At 73.0% G+C, this 16,440-nt stretch carries 17 protein-coding genes; 6 read left to right on the forward strand and 11 right to left on the reverse strand.

Annotated features, from left to right (window positions below; all coding sequences use genetic code 11):
• Window positions 1-235 precede the first annotated feature (235 nt).
• The 3 genes from ACH4MY_RS26560 to ACH4MY_RS26570 are packed head-to-tail and all read left to right on the forward strand — an operon-like array spanning window position 236 to window position 2,500.
• Window positions 236-1,312 carry a LacI family DNA-binding transcriptional regulator gene (locus ACH4MY_RS26560; RefSeq protein WP_398006229.1) on the forward strand — a complete coding sequence of 359 codons (1,077 nt, stop codon included), beginning with the start codon at window positions 236-238 and terminating at the stop codon, window positions 1,310-1,312.
• A complete protein-coding gene (locus tag ACH4MY_RS26565) occupies window positions 1,293-1,829 on the forward strand; it encodes a SigE family RNA polymerase sigma factor (protein WP_398006230.1) in 537 nt (178 codons plus the stop codon). The genes ACH4MY_RS26560 and ACH4MY_RS26565 overlap by 20 nt, the downstream gene beginning before the upstream one ends.
• Entirely contained in the window at window positions 1,829-2,500 is a 672-nt protein-coding gene (locus ACH4MY_RS26570; RefSeq protein WP_398006231.1) for a hypothetical protein, read from the forward strand. The genes ACH4MY_RS26565 and ACH4MY_RS26570 overlap by 1 nt, the downstream gene beginning before the upstream one ends.
• Window positions 2,501-2,542: 42 nt before the next feature.
• Here ACH4MY_RS26570 and ACH4MY_RS26575 read toward each other — a convergent pair whose 3' ends face one another.
• Window positions 2,543-3,022 (reverse strand): hypothetical protein, encoded by a 480-nt coding sequence (locus tag ACH4MY_RS26575; protein WP_398006311.1) that lies wholly within the window; start codon window positions 3,020-3,022, stop codon window positions 2,543-2,545.
• 84 nt (window positions 3,023-3,106) lie between these two features.
• On the opposite strand from ACH4MY_RS26575, the gene ACH4MY_RS26580 reads away from it, so the two are divergent.
• The 3 genes from ACH4MY_RS26580 (at window position 3,107) to ACH4MY_RS26590 (ending at window position 5,926) form a co-directional block, all read left to right on the forward strand.
• Window positions 3,107-3,448, forward strand: coding sequence for a PadR family transcriptional regulator (locus ACH4MY_RS26580; protein WP_398006232.1), 342 nt, complete (start codon window positions 3,107-3,109; stop codon window positions 3,446-3,448).
• Window positions 3,445-4,134, forward strand: a complete 690-nt coding sequence (locus ACH4MY_RS26585) for a permease prefix domain 1-containing protein (RefSeq protein WP_398006233.1) — start codon at window positions 3,445-3,447, stop codon at window positions 4,132-4,134. The genes ACH4MY_RS26580 and ACH4MY_RS26585 overlap by 4 nt, the downstream gene beginning before the upstream one ends.
• 112 nt (window positions 4,135-4,246) lie before the next feature.
• Window positions 4,247-5,926, forward strand: coding sequence for a rhamnogalacturonan lyase B N-terminal domain-containing protein (locus ACH4MY_RS26590; protein WP_398006234.1), 1,680 nt, complete (start codon window positions 4,247-4,249; stop codon window positions 5,924-5,926).
• Window positions 5,927-5,993: 67 nt separating this feature from the next.
• On the opposite strand, the gene ACH4MY_RS26595 is transcribed toward ACH4MY_RS26590, so the two are convergent.
• The 10 genes from ACH4MY_RS26595 to ACH4MY_RS26640 form a co-directional block, all read right to left on the reverse strand.
• On the reverse strand, window positions 5,994-6,173 hold the full coding sequence (locus ACH4MY_RS26595; protein WP_398006235.1) for a hypothetical protein: 180 nt from the start codon (window positions 6,171-6,173) through the stop codon (window positions 5,994-5,996).
• 27 nt (window positions 6,174-6,200) lie between these two features.
• Window positions 6,201-7,340: a pectinesterase family protein gene (locus tag ACH4MY_RS26600; protein WP_398006236.1), complete on the reverse strand. Its 1,140-nt coding sequence runs from the start codon at window positions 7,338-7,340 to the stop codon at window positions 6,201-6,203.
• A 28-nt stretch (window positions 7,341-7,368) separates the two neighbouring features.
• Window positions 7,369-8,664, reverse strand: coding sequence for a polysaccharide lyase family 1 protein (locus ACH4MY_RS26605; RefSeq protein WP_398006237.1), 1,296 nt, complete (start codon window positions 8,662-8,664; stop codon window positions 7,369-7,371).
• Window positions 8,661-9,467, reverse strand: a complete 807-nt coding sequence (locus ACH4MY_RS26610; protein ID WP_398006238.1) for a rhamnogalacturonan acetylesterase — start codon at window positions 9,465-9,467, stop codon at window positions 8,661-8,663. Before ACH4MY_RS26610 ends, ACH4MY_RS26605 begins: the two co-directional genes overlap by 4 nt.
• Window positions 9,464-10,804, reverse strand: a complete 1,341-nt coding sequence (locus ACH4MY_RS26615; RefSeq protein ID WP_398006239.1) for an ABC transporter substrate-binding protein — start codon at window positions 10,802-10,804, stop codon at window positions 9,464-9,466. Before ACH4MY_RS26615 ends, ACH4MY_RS26610 begins: the two co-directional genes overlap by 4 nt.
• Window positions 10,805-10,915: 111 nt before the next feature.
• Window positions 10,916-12,406 carry a family 43 glycosylhydrolase gene (locus tag ACH4MY_RS26620; protein WP_398006312.1) on the reverse strand — a complete coding sequence of 497 codons (1,491 nt, stop codon included), beginning with the start codon at window positions 12,404-12,406 and terminating at the stop codon, window positions 10,916-10,918.
• 83 nt (window positions 12,407-12,489) lie between these two features.
• The gene (locus ACH4MY_RS26625; RefSeq protein WP_398006240.1) at window positions 12,490-13,350 is read right to left on the reverse strand and encodes a PmoA family protein; all 861 of its coding nucleotides are present in this window, start codon (window positions 13,348-13,350) and stop codon (window positions 12,490-12,492) included.
• Window positions 13,347-14,513, reverse strand: a complete 1,167-nt coding sequence (locus ACH4MY_RS26630) for a Gfo/Idh/MocA family protein (RefSeq protein WP_398006241.1) — start codon at window positions 14,511-14,513, stop codon at window positions 13,347-13,349. Before ACH4MY_RS26630 ends, ACH4MY_RS26625 begins: the two co-directional genes overlap by 4 nt.
• A 44-nt stretch (window positions 14,514-14,557) precedes the next feature.
• Window positions 14,558-15,439, reverse strand: a complete 882-nt coding sequence (locus tag ACH4MY_RS26635) for a carbohydrate ABC transporter permease (RefSeq protein WP_398006313.1) — start codon at window positions 15,437-15,439, stop codon at window positions 14,558-14,560.
• Between the two features lie 35 nt (window positions 15,440-15,474).
• Window positions 15,475-16,413 (reverse strand): carbohydrate ABC transporter permease, encoded by a 939-nt coding sequence (locus ACH4MY_RS26640; RefSeq protein WP_398006242.1) that lies wholly within the window; start codon window positions 16,411-16,413, stop codon window positions 15,475-15,477.
• Window positions 16,414-16,440 lie beyond the last annotated feature (27 nt).

Here is a 16,440-nt window from a genome sequence, read left to right on the forward strand (position 1 = left end):
GAGGGAGGCAAGCGGGGAGGAAGGGAAGGGGAGACCGACGACGCGGAAAGCGCTTGCTGTACGGTGTTCATCCCATCGCGCGGGACGCCCGCGCACAACCCCGCCCGGCCGCCGGACCCTTGGACTCTTCGCGGCCCGCCTGGACAGCTCGACGAGCGGCCGCTTAGGGTCGGGGTCCGAATCATCGACGGGCACCGTTCGCCCGGAACACCGGGAACTGCCGAGGAGCGCGCACGTGGTCACCCTCGCCGATGTCGCCCGCCACGCCGGGGTGTCGGCCAGCACGGTCAGCTACGTGCTCAGCGGCAAACGCTCCATATCCGCCCCCACACGCGAGCGGATCCAGCACAGCATCGACACCCTCGGCTACCGGCCGCACGCCGGCGCCCGCGCACTCGCCAGCAGCCGCACCGACATCCTCGCCCTGATGATGCCGCTCCGCACCGGCCTCTACGTGCCGGTCATGATGGAGATCGCGATGGCCGTCACCACCACGGCCCGCTCCCACGGCTACGACGTGCTGCTGCTCACCGGCGAGGAGGGCCCCGAGGCCGTCCGGCGCGTCGAGGGCAGCGCCGTCGCCGACGCCATGATCGTCATGGACGTCGGGATCGACGACCCGCGCCTCCCCTGCCTGCGGGAGGCGGAACGGCCCGCCGTCCTCATCGGACTTCCCACCGAGACCGCGGACGCCGCAGGCACCGCCGGACTCGACTGCGTCGACCTCGACTTCGAGGCCGCCGGCGCGCGCTGTGTCGAGCACCTCGCCGGACTCGGCCACACCGGCGTCGCCGTCCTCGGCGAACCCCCCGCCGTCTACGAGCGGGGTACGGGCTTCGCCGCCCGCACCCTCACCGGACTGCGCGCCGCCGCCGAACGCCACGGCGTCGGACTGCTCCACCGCCCCGTCGACGGCACCTACGCGGCCGTCGCCGCCGCCGTCACCCGGGTCTTCGAGGAGCGCCCCGGCACCACGGGCCTCGTCGTGCAGAACGAGGCCGCCGTCGAACCGCTGCTCGCCCTCCTGCGCCACCAGGGCCGCGCCGTGCCCGAGGACGTCTCCGTCGTCGCCATCTGCCCCGACCAGGTCGCCGTCCACGCCTCCGTACCGCTCACCGCGGTCTCCGTGCCCGCCCAGGAGATGGGCCGCCTGGCCGTCGAACGGGTCGTCCGGCGACTCGCGGGGGAGGAGCCCCGGGGTACGGAGCTCATCGCGCCCCGGCTGACCCCCCGCGCCAGTACGGGACCGGCCGCCGGCCCGGCGTCCCCCGACGCGCCCACGGAGGACCCTCGTGGTCACGGCGGACGCTGACGGCGACAGCGCGACGGAGTTCCGGGCCTTCTTCGAGCGCCACTACGCCGAACTCGCCCGTCTCGCCCACCTGCTGACCGGCGAGACCGACGCCGCCGACGACCTCGCCGCCGACGCCATGCTCGCCCTGTGGCACCGCTGGGACCGGGTCCGCGCCGCCGACCACCCCGCCGCCTACGCCCGGGGCGTCGTCGCCAACCTCGTCCGCTCCCGGATCCGCGGCACCGTGCGCGAGCGGCGCCGTATCGCCGCCTTCTGGGACCGGCGTCCCGACCACACCGAGGACCCGGACGTCCCCGCCGTGATCGATGTGCGCACGGCCCTGCGCGCCCTGCCCTTCCGCAAGCGTGCCTGTGTCGTGCTCCGGCACGCCTTCGACCTCTCCGAGCGGGACACCGCCCTCGCCCTGGGGGTCTCGGTCGGTACGGTCAAGAGCCAGACGGCCAAGGGCATGGCCGAACTCCAGCGGTTGCTCGGCCCCCGGGCCGCCACCGAACTCGCCGCGGGAAGGCGCTGATGGACGAGACACGGCTCCGTCGTGAGCTGCGGGACGCGGCGCTCGCGCACCGGCCCGACCACGCCCGCATGCTGGCCCGGGTGGAACGCGGCCTCGCCGCGCCCGCCCCGGCGACGCGTGTGCCCCGGCCCGCGCGTCCGCGGACCGGCCGCCGCTGGACGGCGGTCGTGGCCGTGACCGCGGCCGTCGCCGCAGTCGTCGGGCTCGGCGGCCTCGCGGCGACCCGGCTGGACGACCGGCCCGCCGGCCCCGCCGCCACCCTGCCCGCCCCCGGCCCGGGCGCACGGGCGACCGGTACCGTCGACCCCGGCAGCAACCGCTGGTGGGCGCAGAGCGATCTCGCCGTGACGACGGACGTGCCCGTCACCGGCCTCACCGTGGAACTGCGGATCGTCCGCACCCCCGGTGTCGTGAGCACCGGTCACTGGCGGACCCGACCGGCCGAGGACTTCACGGTGACGGTGGCCCCGGAGGGCCGTGACCTGGTCTACCGCTGGACCCTCAAGCCGGGCCGAACGGTCCCGCCGGGGCCCCACACCTTCGCCGGTCAGTACAACCACGCCGAAGGGGTGCGGGACACCTCGGCGGACTCGTACAGCGTGGTCCTGACGGGCGCCGACGGCGGCCGGTCGACGCTCGGCGGGACCTTCGGGGCGGCTTCCGCCACGTGACCGCCGGGCGGGGGCCTCGCTCGGCGGGTTCGGTGCAGGCCCTCAGGCGCTCGTGGTGGAGCCGGGCCGGACGATCATCAGGACGACGACGACCGCCCAGAGGACGTTGAAGAGGCCGGTGAGCATCGCCAGGCGGGTCGCCACGGGCCGCGCCTCCTCCTCGCCGGCCGCGCCCTCGGCCAGGGCGAGGAGCCGTCGCTGGCCGGGCAGGACCGCCAGTCCGAGGAGGGCCGCGGCGAGCGTGGTCAGCACCAGCGACACGATCAGCCAGGCATCCGTCAGCACGCCCAGCTGGGCGCCGGTGGCGATTCCGAAGACCGGCACGGCGACCCCGGCGAGGGCGTAGGCGCAGCAGATCCGGTGCAGGAGCACGGCCGTCCCGATCCCCTCGGGGCGGCCGTCGTGCCGCTCGCCGCCGCAGGCCCGCAACGCGTGGCGCGGGAACATCGAGGCGGCCACGGTGATGGACCCGACCGTGAGGATCGCCACGAGGACGTGGACGGACAACAGCAGCTTGGTCACGGTGTGGGCCTCCGAGTCGGCGCTCAATATGTTGGCTGCCAATACATACACTGCCTACTGATCTTTTGGGTAGGCTGCCTACCCATGAAGGCTGATGCGGTGCGAGGGCACCTGGACGGACTGCTGCTGGCGGTGCTGGAACCCGGCCCGCTGCACGGCTACGCGATCATCACCGCGGTGCAGCAGCGCAGCGGAGGCGTGCTCGAACTGCGCACGGGCACCATCTATCCGGCGCTGAACCGGCTGGAACGGACCGGTCTGCTGAGCAGCAGCTGGCAGTCCTCCGGCGAACGGCGCCGGCGCTGCTACGAACTGACCGACGCCGGCCGCCGGACCCTGGCCGGCGAACGCACGGCATGGCGGGAGTTCACCGCCGCGATCGGATCGGTCCTGAACCCCAGCCCCGCCCCCGGGCTCACCACATGAGCGCCGACGGCCGGGAGACCGACCCCGTCGAGGCGTACGTCGCGGAGCTGACGGCCGCCCTGCACGGACCGCCCCGCGCCAAGGCCCGGCTGATCGAGGAGATCCGCGGCGGCCTCGCGGACACCGTGGACGCCCGGCTCGACCGGGGCCTGCCCCATCGGGACGCGGTCCGCGAGGCGCTGCGGGAGTTCGGGACCGCCGAAGAGCTCGTGCCCGGCTGCCAGCGGGAACTGACCCTCGCCCAGGCCCGGCACACCGCGCGGGCCGTCGCGCTCACCGCCCCCCTCCTGATCGCCTGCTGGTACGTGGCGGGGACCTCCGGCCACGACCCGGCCGGGCCGGTCACCCGCACCGCGCAGCTGCTGGCGGTGAACGCGGCCGGCGTCGCGATCGTCGCCACCCTGCTCGCCGCCGCGGCGCTGGCCGCCACCGGCCGCCTCTCCCGCCGGCTGCCCCCACCCCGCCGGCTGCCGCTCGTGGTCGCCTGGACCGGCACCACCGCCGGCGTCGCCATGGCGGTCACCACCCTCGCGCTCGCCACCGCGTCCGCCCTCGCCGCGAACGGTCCCCTGCTCGCCTGCGCCGGCGCGCTCGCGGCCGCCTCCCACGCCGCCGTGGCGAGCACGGCCCGCGCCTGCCGCCGCTGCGCCCGCCTGCCGGTGCCGGGGACACCGACGCCCGGCTGAGCCCGCCGCCGTACGACGGCGACGGCGAGGGGCAACCCTTCGGCTCCGCGCGGCGACTTGAGGGCAACCGGGAGCCGCCCCGGAGTCCCCCGCACCGAAGGAGCCGCACGCGATGCGCCCGTACGACACCACAGGACAGCCCCTCCGCCGCCGCACCCTCCTCGGGGCCGCCGTCGCCGGCACGGCCGTGGCCGCCACCGGCGGACCCGCGCCCTCCACCGCCGCGGCCGCCGGGTTCGGCTGGAGCGACGACGGCACGCAGTACGTCGTCGACACCGGCGCCGGACTGGTCTTCAAGGTCTCCAGGTCGACCGGGGACCTCACCTCCCTCGTCTACAAGGGCAAGGAGTACGAGGGGTACGGCGGCAAGCACTCGCACGTCGAGTCCGGCCTCGGCGCCTCCACCGTCAGCCTGGCGCGGACCGGCTCCACCGTGCTGATCACCGTCGTCCACGGCACCCTCCGCCACTACCTGGCGGCCCGCTCCGGCCGGAACAACGTCTACCTGTGGACCGACAAGGCCGACACCTCCTTCACGGCCACCCGCTTCATCGCCCGCCTCAAGCCGGGCATCCTCCCCAACGAGGGACCCGACTCCTGGGTCGAGGGCGCCGACACCGTCATCGAGGCCGGGGACGTCTGGCAGCGCGCCGACGGCCACACCCGGTCCAAGCACTACTCCGGGGTCCGCGTCATGGACTACGACCACATCGGCTACACCACCGGCGGCGTCGGCCTCTGGATGATCCGCTCCAACCACGAGAAGGCCTCCGGCGGGCCCTTCTACCGCTCCCTGCTCCGCCACTCCAACGAACTCGGCGTCGGACTCTACGAGATCCTCCACTACAACCAGTCCCAGACCGAACCCATGCGCTTCGGCCTCCAGGGCCCCTATCTGCTCGCCTTCACCGACGGCGGCGCCCCCGACCCGGCGCTTTCCGCCGCGAACCACGACACCTCGTGGGTGGACGGCCTCGGCATCCCCGGCTGGGTCGGCGCCGCCGGCCGCGGAAGGGTCGCGGGCGTCGGGCTCCAGGGCATGGCCGCGGGCCACGCGTACACCGTCGGCTTCGCCAACGCCGACGCCCAGTACTGGGCCCGTGCCACCGACGGAACCGGCGCGTTCTCCTGCCGGGGCATGCTTCCCGGTACGTACACCCTCACCGTCCACAAGGGTGAACTCGCCGTCCACACCGGCACGGTGACCGTCACCGCGGGCGCCACCACCGCCCTCCACACCCTCACCCTCAGCAACGACCCGAGCACCGCCCCCGCCCTCTGGCGGATCGGCGACTGGGACGGCACCCCCGGCGCGTTCAAGAACGCCGCCCTCATGACCTACGCCCACCCGGCCGACGTCCGGGCCGCGCCCTGGACCGGGAACGTCGTCCTCGGCGCCGGCGACGTGTCCGCCTCGTTCCCCTGCTACCTGTGGAAGGACGTCAACGACGGCGTCCTCGTGTACTTCCGGCTCACCGCCGCCCAGGCCGCCGCCGCGCACACCCTGCGCATCGGGGTCACCACGGCCTTCCTCAACGGCCGCCCCCAGGTGACCGTCAACGACTGGGTCTCCGCGATCCCCTCGCCGCCCGCCCAGCCCTCGACCCGGTCGCTGACCAACGGCTCCTACCGGGGCAACAACCACACCTTCACCCATGTCGTCCCGGCGAGCGCCTGGCAGACCGACCCCGGCCGGTACAACGTGCTCAAGCTGAACATCGTCAGCGGCTCCTCCGGCACCGGCTTCCTGAGCCCGGGCACCGCGATCGACTGCGTCGACCTGCTGCTCTGAGACACGGGAGAACGCCGGGAGGGGAGGGGCCCGGAGAGCCCCTCCCCTCCCGGCGTTCGGGAGCCGGTCAGTTCATCGTCGAGCCGATCGTCGTCGACCCGGTCGTCAGGAACGCCGTCCCCGGGAGGGAGCCGTCCGCCTTCCGCGCCCCGTACGCGCTCGCCGGATCGGTGGACAGGAAGGCCGGCGTACCGATCCCGCCGTCCCGGTTGTTGCCCGCCGAGACGACCGACGAGCCCACGCTCACCGAGCCGGTTCCGTTGGGCGTGGGGGATCAGGGGCAGGGCGGGCGGGGGTCCCAGTCGCCCAGACGGGTCGCCCTGGTCGCGGACGCGGCTTCGGCGGCACCGAGCCGGGGGCGGTTCTCCGGGACGGTGATCCGCGCGCCCGGGCCGGAGTTGCGGTACTCGGCGAAGCGCTGCTCCTGCCACGGGTACACGTCACGCATGTTCGCGTACGGCGCGACCGCGTCGATCTGCGGGCCGAGGACGCTGTCCCGGACCACGAGCGAAGGCCAGGCGGTGGGATCGGAGCCGGGCACCCAGGGCCGGGCCAGCTTGTAGAAGCCGTCCGGGGCGTCGCCGGTGACCCGGCAGCGGTCGGCGAGGAACCCGTACGGGTTCTCCCGGGCCGTGGACGGGGCGAAGACGAAGCCGTGCGGCGCCGCCGTCAGATCGGGGCGGAGCAGCGTCCGGAAGTGGCAGTGCTCGAAGACGGCGGTGGCCCGGCCGAAGACGAAGTCGACGTCGCCCTCGACGTGACAATGCGCGAAGTACTGCCGGGCGAAGGCCGTCAGGGACAGGGAGTCGGCGTAGAGGGTGTCCTGGTGGCCGAGGAAGCGGCAGTGGAAGAAGGCCGACCGGTCGCCCTGCACCTTGAGGGCGACGGCCTGGGTGCCGGGGTTCCCCGGGAGGTCGGTGCGGAGGAAGTCGTTGGCGAAGGTGATGCCGTGGGCGGTGAAACCGGCCGCCTGGACGGTGGTCGTCGCCGATCCGGTGGTGCCGTACGTACCGCCCTCGGGGCGGGGCGTACCGGCGGCGTTGGCGTACACCACGACGACGTCCCGGGGGTCGCCGCTCGCGCCGATCCAGGTCATGTCGGTGCGGGCGGCACTCACGGCGACCGTCTCCCGGTACGTGCCGGGAGCGATCACCAGGGTCCGGCCGGTGCCGTCGGCGGCGGTCACCGCGGCCTGGACGGTGGTGTGGTCGCCGAGCCCGCCGGCGTGCACGTACAGCGTGCGCCCGGTGAGCCGCCGGGCGGGCGAACCGAACCGGCCGAAGGGCCGGGTCCGCGACGGCGAGGCGGCCGACGCGGGTGCGGCCGGCAGGGTCAGCGCGGCGAGCGCGGCTCCGGCGGCGCCCAGGAGCAGGGAGCGGCGTCCTGGGACGGCGGCGGCGCCGGGCGAGGGCATGCGGGATCCTCCTGGAGGGGACGGGGGCTCAGCAGGAGCGGCCGGCGCCCGCGTGGTGGTCGACGAGGGCGGGGACGGCCCTCGGGTGGTCGACCCGGGTGCGCAGGACGGGGGTCCAGCCCGCGTCGGCCCGCAGCAGCTCCTCGGGGAACTGCGTGTTGTGGACGGCGAGGAGGTCGACCGGCCTGCCGTTCACGTAGTTGCCGACGGTGGTGACGGGCGCGTCCTTCCACTTCTTCAGGATCTTCCCGGCCGGTACGCCCTCGGCGAGCGTGAACGCGTTCTTCTCCGCGAAGAGCTGGGACTCCTGGCCGATGCCGAGGCTGTAGGCATAGGCCGCACTCGGCACGACGAAGTGGTTGTTGTACGCGTCGACCTGCCCGAACCGGACCCGCGGCGCCCGCTCGACCACGTTCTCGAAGAGGTTGTGGTGGAGGGTGACCCGCAGCTTGCCCCGGTCGGTGGCGCCCGCGCTGTCGCTGTTGCCGATCATCAGGGTCTTGTCGTGGTCGGTGAAGGCGTTCCACGAGATCGTGACGAGGTCCGCGCCCCGCACGACGTCCAGCTCGCCGTCGTGCTGCTGGTAGACCTCGCCGTAGTACGAGGGCAGTGAACTGTCCGGGTGGGCACCGTCGGTGAAGGTGTTGTGGTCGATCCAGACATGGGTGGAGCCGTACACGACGAGGCTGTCGTACTCGGAGTTCCACGCCCCGGTCGCGCCGTCCGTCGGGTCCCACTGCGGGAAGCAGTCGAGCGGGCTCTCCAGCGTCAGATCACGGACCACGACGTTGTCGACGCCCTGCACCTGGAGGCTGCCGCCGGTGATCCCGGCGCGCTTGCCCACACCGACGATCGTGGTGTTCGAGGGCACCTTGACCTTGATGGCCTTGCCCTGGGCGGTGGCCGAGGCCGCCCGCAGGTCCTCCTGGGGGCCGCTGACCACGTTCTCGTACCCCCAGACGGCGGGGTCGTAGTCGGCGAGGTACCGGTCGAAGTCGTAGCCGGGGGCCTCGAAGGCGGCGCAGCCGGCGGCGGTGGCGTTCAGGGTGCCCACCACCTTGACGATCCTGGGCTCGGTGCCGGGCACGGCCAGCGCGTCCCGGAACTCCTCCCAGGTGGTGACGGTGAAGACCCGGGAGGCGTCGGCCGCGGCCCCGCCGGTGGTGCCGGTCCCCTCGGACGCCCAGCCGTCGCCGGCCGGCAGGGTCGCGCGGGCCGGGTCGGCGCCGGGGCGCGGTGCGGCGTGGGCTCCGGCCGCGGGGGCGGTGACGGTCAGGGCGAGGGCGGTGGCGGCCACCACTCCCAGTCGCGTGTGTCGGTTCACGGTCGGCTCTCCTCGGATGTGGGCCAGGTGATCAGGCCGGTGGGTATCTGGTCGTCCAGGCGACGCGTCTCACGCGGTACGAGGACGTGGGTGGCGAGCAGTTCGGAGACGACCAGGCGGGCCACCTCGATCGCCCCGGGCGGGTTGAAGTGGGTGTTGTCCTGCTCGGTCGCGGTCCAGTTGAAGTACGTCTTGGTGGCCTCGGGGCCGAGCCGCTGCCACAGCGCGAGCGACAGCGCCTCGATGTCGAGGAGCGGGACGTCCGACTCACGGGCGGTCTCCCGCATCGCCGCCGGGTACGCCCCGTGGGTGCGCAGGGCGGTGCCGTCGACGTCGAACCTGCGCCGCTCGACCGGGGTGGCGAGCACCGGGAGAGCGCCCCGGGACCGCGCGCCCTCGACGAAGACCCGCAGGTTGTCCTGGTAGGTGGTCCACGGCTCGGTGTACCGGCTCGGGTCGGCGACCTTCTGGTCGTTGTGGCCGAACTGGATCAGGAGCAGATCGCCGGGGCGGAGCTCCGCCAGGACGGTGTCGAGCCGGCCCTCGTCGAGGAAGCTCTTGGTGCTGCGCCCGTTGACGGCGTGGTTGGCCACCCGCACGCCCCGGTGCAGGAAGAAGGGGAGGGCCATGCCCCAGCCGGTCTCGGGCGCGGCGTCGGCGTACTTCTGGGCGGCCGTGGAGTCGCCGGCGATGAAGACGGTGCGCATACGGGGGTGTCCTTGGGAACGGGCCGGGGGAGCCCCGGCCAGGGCGAGCGTGAGGCCCGCCCCGGCCGTGACCACCGCGCGGCGGCCTACGCTCACTGCTTCTGCTGCAGCCACTCGGCCTGCGCCGTGTTCAGCTGCTCGGCCAGGTGGTCGAGGAACGCCTTGGCCGTGGTCGTGCCGAGCAGGACCTTCTGGAAGCCCGACTCGTTCTCGGCCTTGGAGATCGTGTTCCAGTCCGGCAGGTAGTACGGCAGCTCGACGATGGTGGCCTCGCCACTGAACAGGACCTCGGCGCCCAGCTTGGTCGGCTCGGCCTCCTGGAGCCACGGGTCCTTGGCGGCGTCCGTGTTGGCGGGGATGGCGCCGGCCGACTTGTTCCACTTGCTGTTGGAGGCGTGCGAGGCCGCGAACTCGATGAACTTCCAGGCGGCGGCCTTGTTCTTGCTCGTGGAGAACAGGCCGAGGCCGTCGACCGGGTTGGAGACCTGCACCCGGGTGCCGTCGTCGAGGGTCGGGTTGGGGATGCCCCGGAACTTGTCCGTGCCGAGCGCCTTCACATGGTCCTGGTAGGAGCCCAGGTTGTGGTTCAGCATGCCGATCTCGCCGCTGTCCCACTGGGCGACCATCTTGGTGAAGTCGTTGTTGACGTCCGCGGCCGGGGTGGTCTTCTTGAACAGGCCGGCGTACTTCTCCATGGCCGCCACGTTCTTCGGGTCGTTGACGGTGGTCTTCTCGCCGTCCCAGAAGCTGGTGATGCCGCTCTGGCCGTACATGGCGTCCAGAGCCTGCGCGATGGAGCCCGCGCCACCGCGGATCGTGTAGCCGAACTTGTTCCTGTCGACGTCGGTCAGCTTCTCGGCGGCCCCGTAGAACTTCGACCAGGTGGACGGCTCCGGCAGCCCCGCCGCCTTGAACAGGTCGGTGCGGTAGTAAAGGACGCCGTTGCTGGCGGAGGTGGGGACGGTGAACATCTTGTCCTGGCCGCCGGCCGCCGTGACGCTCCTGACCATGGCGTTGTTCAGCTTGCCCTTGAGGGAGCTGCCCTCGACGCGGGCGTCGAGCGGCTCCAGCGCCTTCTGCGCGGCGATTCCGGCGAGCATCGCCGCGCCCACGCCGCCGACGTCCGGCAGCCCACCGCCCTGGATCGCGGTGTCGTACTTCGACTGGACCTCCTTGGAGGCGACCCCGACGTACTCGACGTCGATGTCGGGGTTCGCCTTCTCGAAGTCCGCGATGATCTCCTTCCAGACGTCGGTGCGGACACCGCCGTTGTTGTCCCAGAAGGTGATCTTTCCCTTGCCCGATCCCTCGGTGCCCTTGTCGCCGCCCGTACCGCTGCCGTCGTCACCGCAGGCGGTGGCGGACAGGGCGAGGACGCCGGACAGGGCGAGGGCGAGGGCGGCTCTGCGCCGTCCGCCGGGGAAGATGGTCATCGTCGGCTCTCTTCTCTCGGGGTGTTGCGGGATCTCTCGGGGTGTTGCGGGGAGGGGATGTGGGGGAGTTCGGGGCGGGGCGCCGGAGAGCGCCCCGGGGGGGGGATGCCGCTAGGCGGCGGTGACGCGGAAGGCGGAGAACACGGCCGTCCCGGCGTGCCCCGCGCCCTCCGGCGCCCCGGCGAACAGACCGAGCAGCGCGCCGACCCAGCGCCAGGGCGTGGCGGCGAACTCGGGCCCGAGCGGGACCGGGTCGTCAGCGGTGTCGTCGGTGGTGCACGAGAAGCGGCAGCGCGCGTCCGCGGTGATCTCGATCCGCAGGAGGACCCGGTCACCGGCCACCGGCCGGGCGTGCGCCGCGTGCCGTTCCCGGTCGGCGTTGGCCGGGGCGAAACGGTGCACGAGCCGGGCGGTCCCGTCCGGGGCCCGCTCCAGACCGATCCACGCGTAGGCGTCGCCCAGGACGACGAGCCCCGCGCGGGCCCCGGGCGCCGCCGAGTCGAGCCGAAGCCCCGCCTCGACGGTCACGGCCCCTGCGGGCAGCCGCTGCGTGAGGACGTGCGGCACGCGCCGGAGATCGTCGAGGCGGTCCGTCCGCACACAGTCGAGGCGCAGACCGTCGCCCGCGTGCTGGCTGGCCCAGCCCTCGCCCGGGTTGGCGGTCCACTGCCACTGACGGCCGAACCGCCCGCCGGGGAAGGTGTCGTCCACGGCCGGCCGGGCGGGCGGCTGCTCCGGCAGGTCCGGCTTGCGGTGGACGCGGACCGGGGCGCCGTCGTCACCGAGCACGGGCCAGCCGTCCGCGTCCCAGCGCATCGGCTGCAGATGGACCAGCCGGCCGTGCGCGCCCGACTGCTGGAAGTGCAGGAACCAGTCCTCGCCGCGCTGCGTGCGCACCCAGCCGCCCTGGTGGGGGCCGTTGACGTCGGTGTCGCCCTGAGCGAGGACGATCCGCTCCTCGTACGGGCCGAGGAACGACCGCGACCGGAACGCGCCCTGCCAGCCGGTGGCCACCCCGCCGGCCGGGGCGAGGATCCAGAACCAGCCGTCGTGCCGGTACAGCTTCGGGCCCTCCAGGGTGAACCAGCCCGGGATCCGGTCCGCGTCGACGAGGATCCGGCCCTCGTCGAGGACCTTCGTGCCGTCGGGGCTCATCCGGTGTCCGGTCAGCCGGTTGTTGAAGCCGGCGCGGGACTTGGCCCAGCCGTGCACGAGGTACGCCTCGCCCGACTCCTCGTCCCACAGCGGGCAGGCGTCGATCAGTCCCCGGCCCGCCTTCACCAGATGCGGCACCGTCCACGGGCCGCGCACGGACGGGGCGTTGACCTGGAAGACGCCGTGGTCGGGGTCGCCCCAGAAGATCCAGAACCGTCCGTCGTGGTGCCGGAACGAGGGCGCCCACACTCCGCGGTCGTGCCGGGGCTCGGTGAACGCGGCGGCCGGTTCGAGCCGTTCCAGGGCGTGGCCGACCAGCGTCCAGTTGACCAGGTCCCCGGAGTGCAGCAGGGGCAGGCCGGGGGCACGGCCGAAGCTGGACGCCGTCAGGTAGTAGTCCTCGCCGACCCGGACCACGTCCGGGTCGGACCAGTCGGCGGCGAGCACGGGGTTGCGGTAGGTCCCGTCGCCGAGGTCACCGGTCGGCGTGCGCGCACCCGCCGCGTTCGCCGTGACGGCACCGGCCCAGCTCACGACGCCACCGCCTTGCGGACCAGCGCCGCGGCGCCGTCCCGGTCGAGCCGGCCGTCGGCGACGACGGTCACCACGCGCCGCACGAAGGTCTCCCCGGCGGTCACCCGGAGACGTTCGTCGTGGGCGAGCGAGGAGCCGACCCCCGGGTACTCGGCGGCCCGGACGAACCAGGGGTCCTCGCGGGTCCGTGCGGTCGCCCCGGCGAACACCAGGGTCCAGCCCTCGCCGGCGAGCGCCACCCAGTCCGCGCGGACCCCGTGCACCGCCTCCTCGCCGTCCACGCCCGAGCCGTCGGCCCCCGCCCCGAAGACCATCGGCTCCGTCGTCTCCTTCGGCGCGCGCCAGAAGAAGCCGCCGTACGCGGCGCCCGGCCGGCCGTTCGTCGCGGGGCTGCCGATCGACAGGTCCCGACCGGACACATTGGTCAGGGAGAAGGTGAGGTCGAGTGCCCAGGCGGCATCGGTCAGCGCGGTCGCCGCCACCGTCCGGTGCTCGCGCAGAAGCCGCTCGCCGCCCGCCGTCCAGGTCAGCTCCTCCACGAAGCCGTCCGGGTCGCACAGCTTGAACCCGTCGTGCCGCTGCACCCCGTGGTTGTCGAGCTCGACCGAGCCGAGGTCGCGGACGTAGGTGCGCCCGCCCCAGAAGTTGTGGCCCGCGACGTCGGGCACGGCGACCCCCGCGCCCAGATGGTGCGGGTGGTCCTCGGGGACGGTCTCGGTGACCGGGCGTCCGGTCAGGGTGGTGACCGGGTGCAGATACGGCCGGGGCGCGTGGTCCGGGGCCAGATCGGGCCGGGTGGTGTAGCGGGCGACGGAGCGGCCCGCGCAGCGCAGGACCTTCGGGGCCTCGGGGTTCATCGGGCCTCCGCCCGGGTCGACGGAGCCCAGGGGGCGCCGAGTTCGGAGAACAGCCTGAGCTCGTCGGCACTGGCGTCGACCAGGGCGTCGATGCCGTCGACGACCCGGCGCGGCGCGCTCTCGCCGGGCTCGGTGCGCCAGTGCGCGGCCGGGATCCCGCGCGGGTCGGGAGCCGTCCGTACCGCCTCGACGACCCGCATGAACGCGCCGGTCGCCGCCGGCGGCACCCACAGCGGCACGCCGTCCGTGACATGGGAGACGAGGTTCTCCAGGAGGTCGGTCCGGCCGTACTCGGTCTCCACCGGGCCGTGTCCGGCACGCTGCACCAGCACCCGGTCCTGCCGGTACCAGAAGGTGATCCGGCCCTGGCTGCCGTGGACGACGACGTACGGCTCCGACGCCTTCTCGGCGCACAGTGTCGCCGCGACCGTGACCCGCGTGCCGGCCGAGGTGACGACCCGTACGCCGGAGGTGTCGTCGGACTCGATGGCGTGCGCGTGCAGCAGTTCGGTCTCGATGTGCTCGACGTCCTCGGCGCGGGTGGAGCCGGAGAGCGCGAGCGCCGTGGCGACGGCGTGGGCGAGGGGGTTGGTGAGCGCCCCGTCGACGACGTCGACCCCGCCGAGCCGCCGGTGGCCCGCCCAGGGGGCGCGCCGGAAGTAGGCCTCGTCGCGGACCCAGGCGCCGGCCCCGCCGACGCCGAGGAGTTCGCCGATGGCGCCGTCCTCGACCATCCGGCGGATCGCGGGCACCGCGTGCGAGCCGAGCGACTGGAAGCCGATCTGGCAGGCCACCCCGGCCGCCTCGACCCCGTCGGCCATCCTCCGGAACTCGGCGAACGACGGGGCGGGCGGCTTCTCCAGGAGGATGTGCGCCCCGTGCCGGGCGGCGGTGAGCGTCATGTCGGTGTGGGTCTGGATGGGGGTGCTGAGCACGGCGATCCGGGCGCCGGTGGAGGCGAGGAGTGCCTCGAGGTCGGCGGACTGCTGCGGGTCGCCGATGCCGTCGAGCTCGTCCGCGTCGAGCGGCCGCAGCTCGCAGACCCCGGCGAGACGGACGAGCCCCCGCTCTTCGAGGCGGCGGATGTTGAGGAGGTGGCTGCGGCCGTGGCCGCGCGCGCCGGCGAGGACGACCGGCAGCGGGGTGGTGCGTGCGGTGTTCATGTCTTCCCTGTCCGTGCGTGCTGTGCTGATGCCGGCGGCCCCGTTCATCCCTTCACCGCCCCGGCGCTGAACCCGGTGACGAGCCACTTCTGGATGAAGGCGAAGACGATGACGACGGGCACGGCGGCGATGACGCCGCCGGCGGCGAGCGCTCCGAGGTCGACGCTGTCGGCGCCCATGAGGGTGTTGAGACCGACCGGGATCGTCTGCTTGTCCTGGCTGCTGAGGAACATCAGGGCGAAGAGGAAGTGGTTCCAGGCGTGCACGAAGGCGAAGGAGCCGACGGCGACGAGGCCGGGCCGGAGCAGCGGCAGGACGACGATCCGGAAGGCGGAGAAGCGGTTGCAGCCGTCGACCCAGGCGGCCTCTTCCAGGGAGTACGGCACGTTCCTGATGAAGCCGCTGATGAGGATCATCGACAGGGGGAGCTGGAAGACGGTCTCGGCGATGATCACACTCCCCAGGGAGTTGATCATCTTCAGCTCGGCGAAGATCTGGAACAGCGGGACGAGGAGCAGGGCGCCCGGTACGAACTGCGAGCAGAGCAGGGCCAGCATGAAGCCCTTCTTGATCGTGAAGTCGAAGCGGGCCAGCGCGTATCCGCCGGCCAGGGCGACGACGGTGGTGCTGATGAGCACGGCGACGCCGATGAGCAGGCTGTTCTGGAAGAAGACGCCGAAGCTGCGCTCGTTCCACACCTTCTCGAAGTGCGCGGTCGTCATCGGCCAGGGCACCAGCGAGGTGGAGCCGGCCGGGCGCACGGCGAAGAGCAGGATCCAGTAGAAGGGGACGAGGGTGAAGAGGAGATAGATCCCGAGGGGCAGATAGATCTGCCAGCGGGGCACCTCGTCCCAGGCCCTGTGCCTGGCACGGGCGGCGGCGGGCGGGGTCCGGTCGGGCGGCCGCGCGTCCCGGGGCGGGGTCACGTCGGCCGGGGCCGGGCTCAGGGTGGACTCGGCTGTCACTTGCCGTCGCCTCCGAACTTGCTCAGGCGCAGATAGACCATCGAGCAGAAGAGAAGGATCACGAACGCCACCGTGGTGAGGGCGGAGGCGTATCCGAAGTTGTGGGCGTCGACGCTGGTGTGGGCGATGTAGAGCGGCAGGGTGGTCGTCTCGCCCGCGGGTCCTCCGCCGGTCAGCGTGTACAGCAGGTCGACGTTGTTGAACTCCCAGACCGCGCGCAGCAGCGTGGACAGGACGATCGCGTCCCGGATGTGGGGCAGGGTGATGTGGAGGAACTGCCGGACCCGGCCCGCCCCGTCGACCTCGGCCGCCTCGTACAGGTCCTTCGGTACGGACTGGAGGTCGGCCAGGATGAGGATGGCGAAGAAGGGCACTCCGCGCCAGAGGTCGGCGATGATCGCCGCGGGGAACACGGTCGAGGTGTCGGAGAGCCAGGACGTGCCGTACGTGCCGAGCCCCATGTCCGCCAGATAACGGCTGATGCCGGTCTGGGAGTTGTAGAGCAGCACCCAGATCGCGGAGGTGAGGACGCCGGAGACGGCCCACGGGGAGAAGACCAGGGCCCGGCCCAGGGCCCGCCCGACGAAGGTCTGGTTCACGATGAGGGCGAGCGCGAGACCGAAGAGGAGCTGGAGCGTCACCTCGACGAAGACCCACTTGAGGCTGAAGGTCAGCGTCCCCCAGAACCGCGGGTCGTCCGTGAAGATCCGGGTGAAGTTGTCCAGGCCGGCGAAGCCGTTCCGCCACGGCTTCGTGGGGTTGTAGTGCTGGAGGCTGTAGTAGAAGACGCTGAGCACCGGGTAGGCGATGAAGCCCAGCATCAGCAGTCCGGCGGGGGCGATCAGCAGATACGGCAGTCGGCGGGGGGTCGCTCCCGTGCGGCGGCGCCCCCGTGCCGTGACGGCTTGGGGCGGTGGGGTCACAGCTGAGGCCATGACGGCGGCTCCGTTCTCGGTGAAGCG

It is taken from the genome of Streptomyces sp. NPDC017246 (assembly GCF_044331325.1).
Taxonomy (GTDB): Bacteria; Actinomycetota; Actinomycetes; order Streptomycetales; family Streptomycetaceae; genus Streptomyces.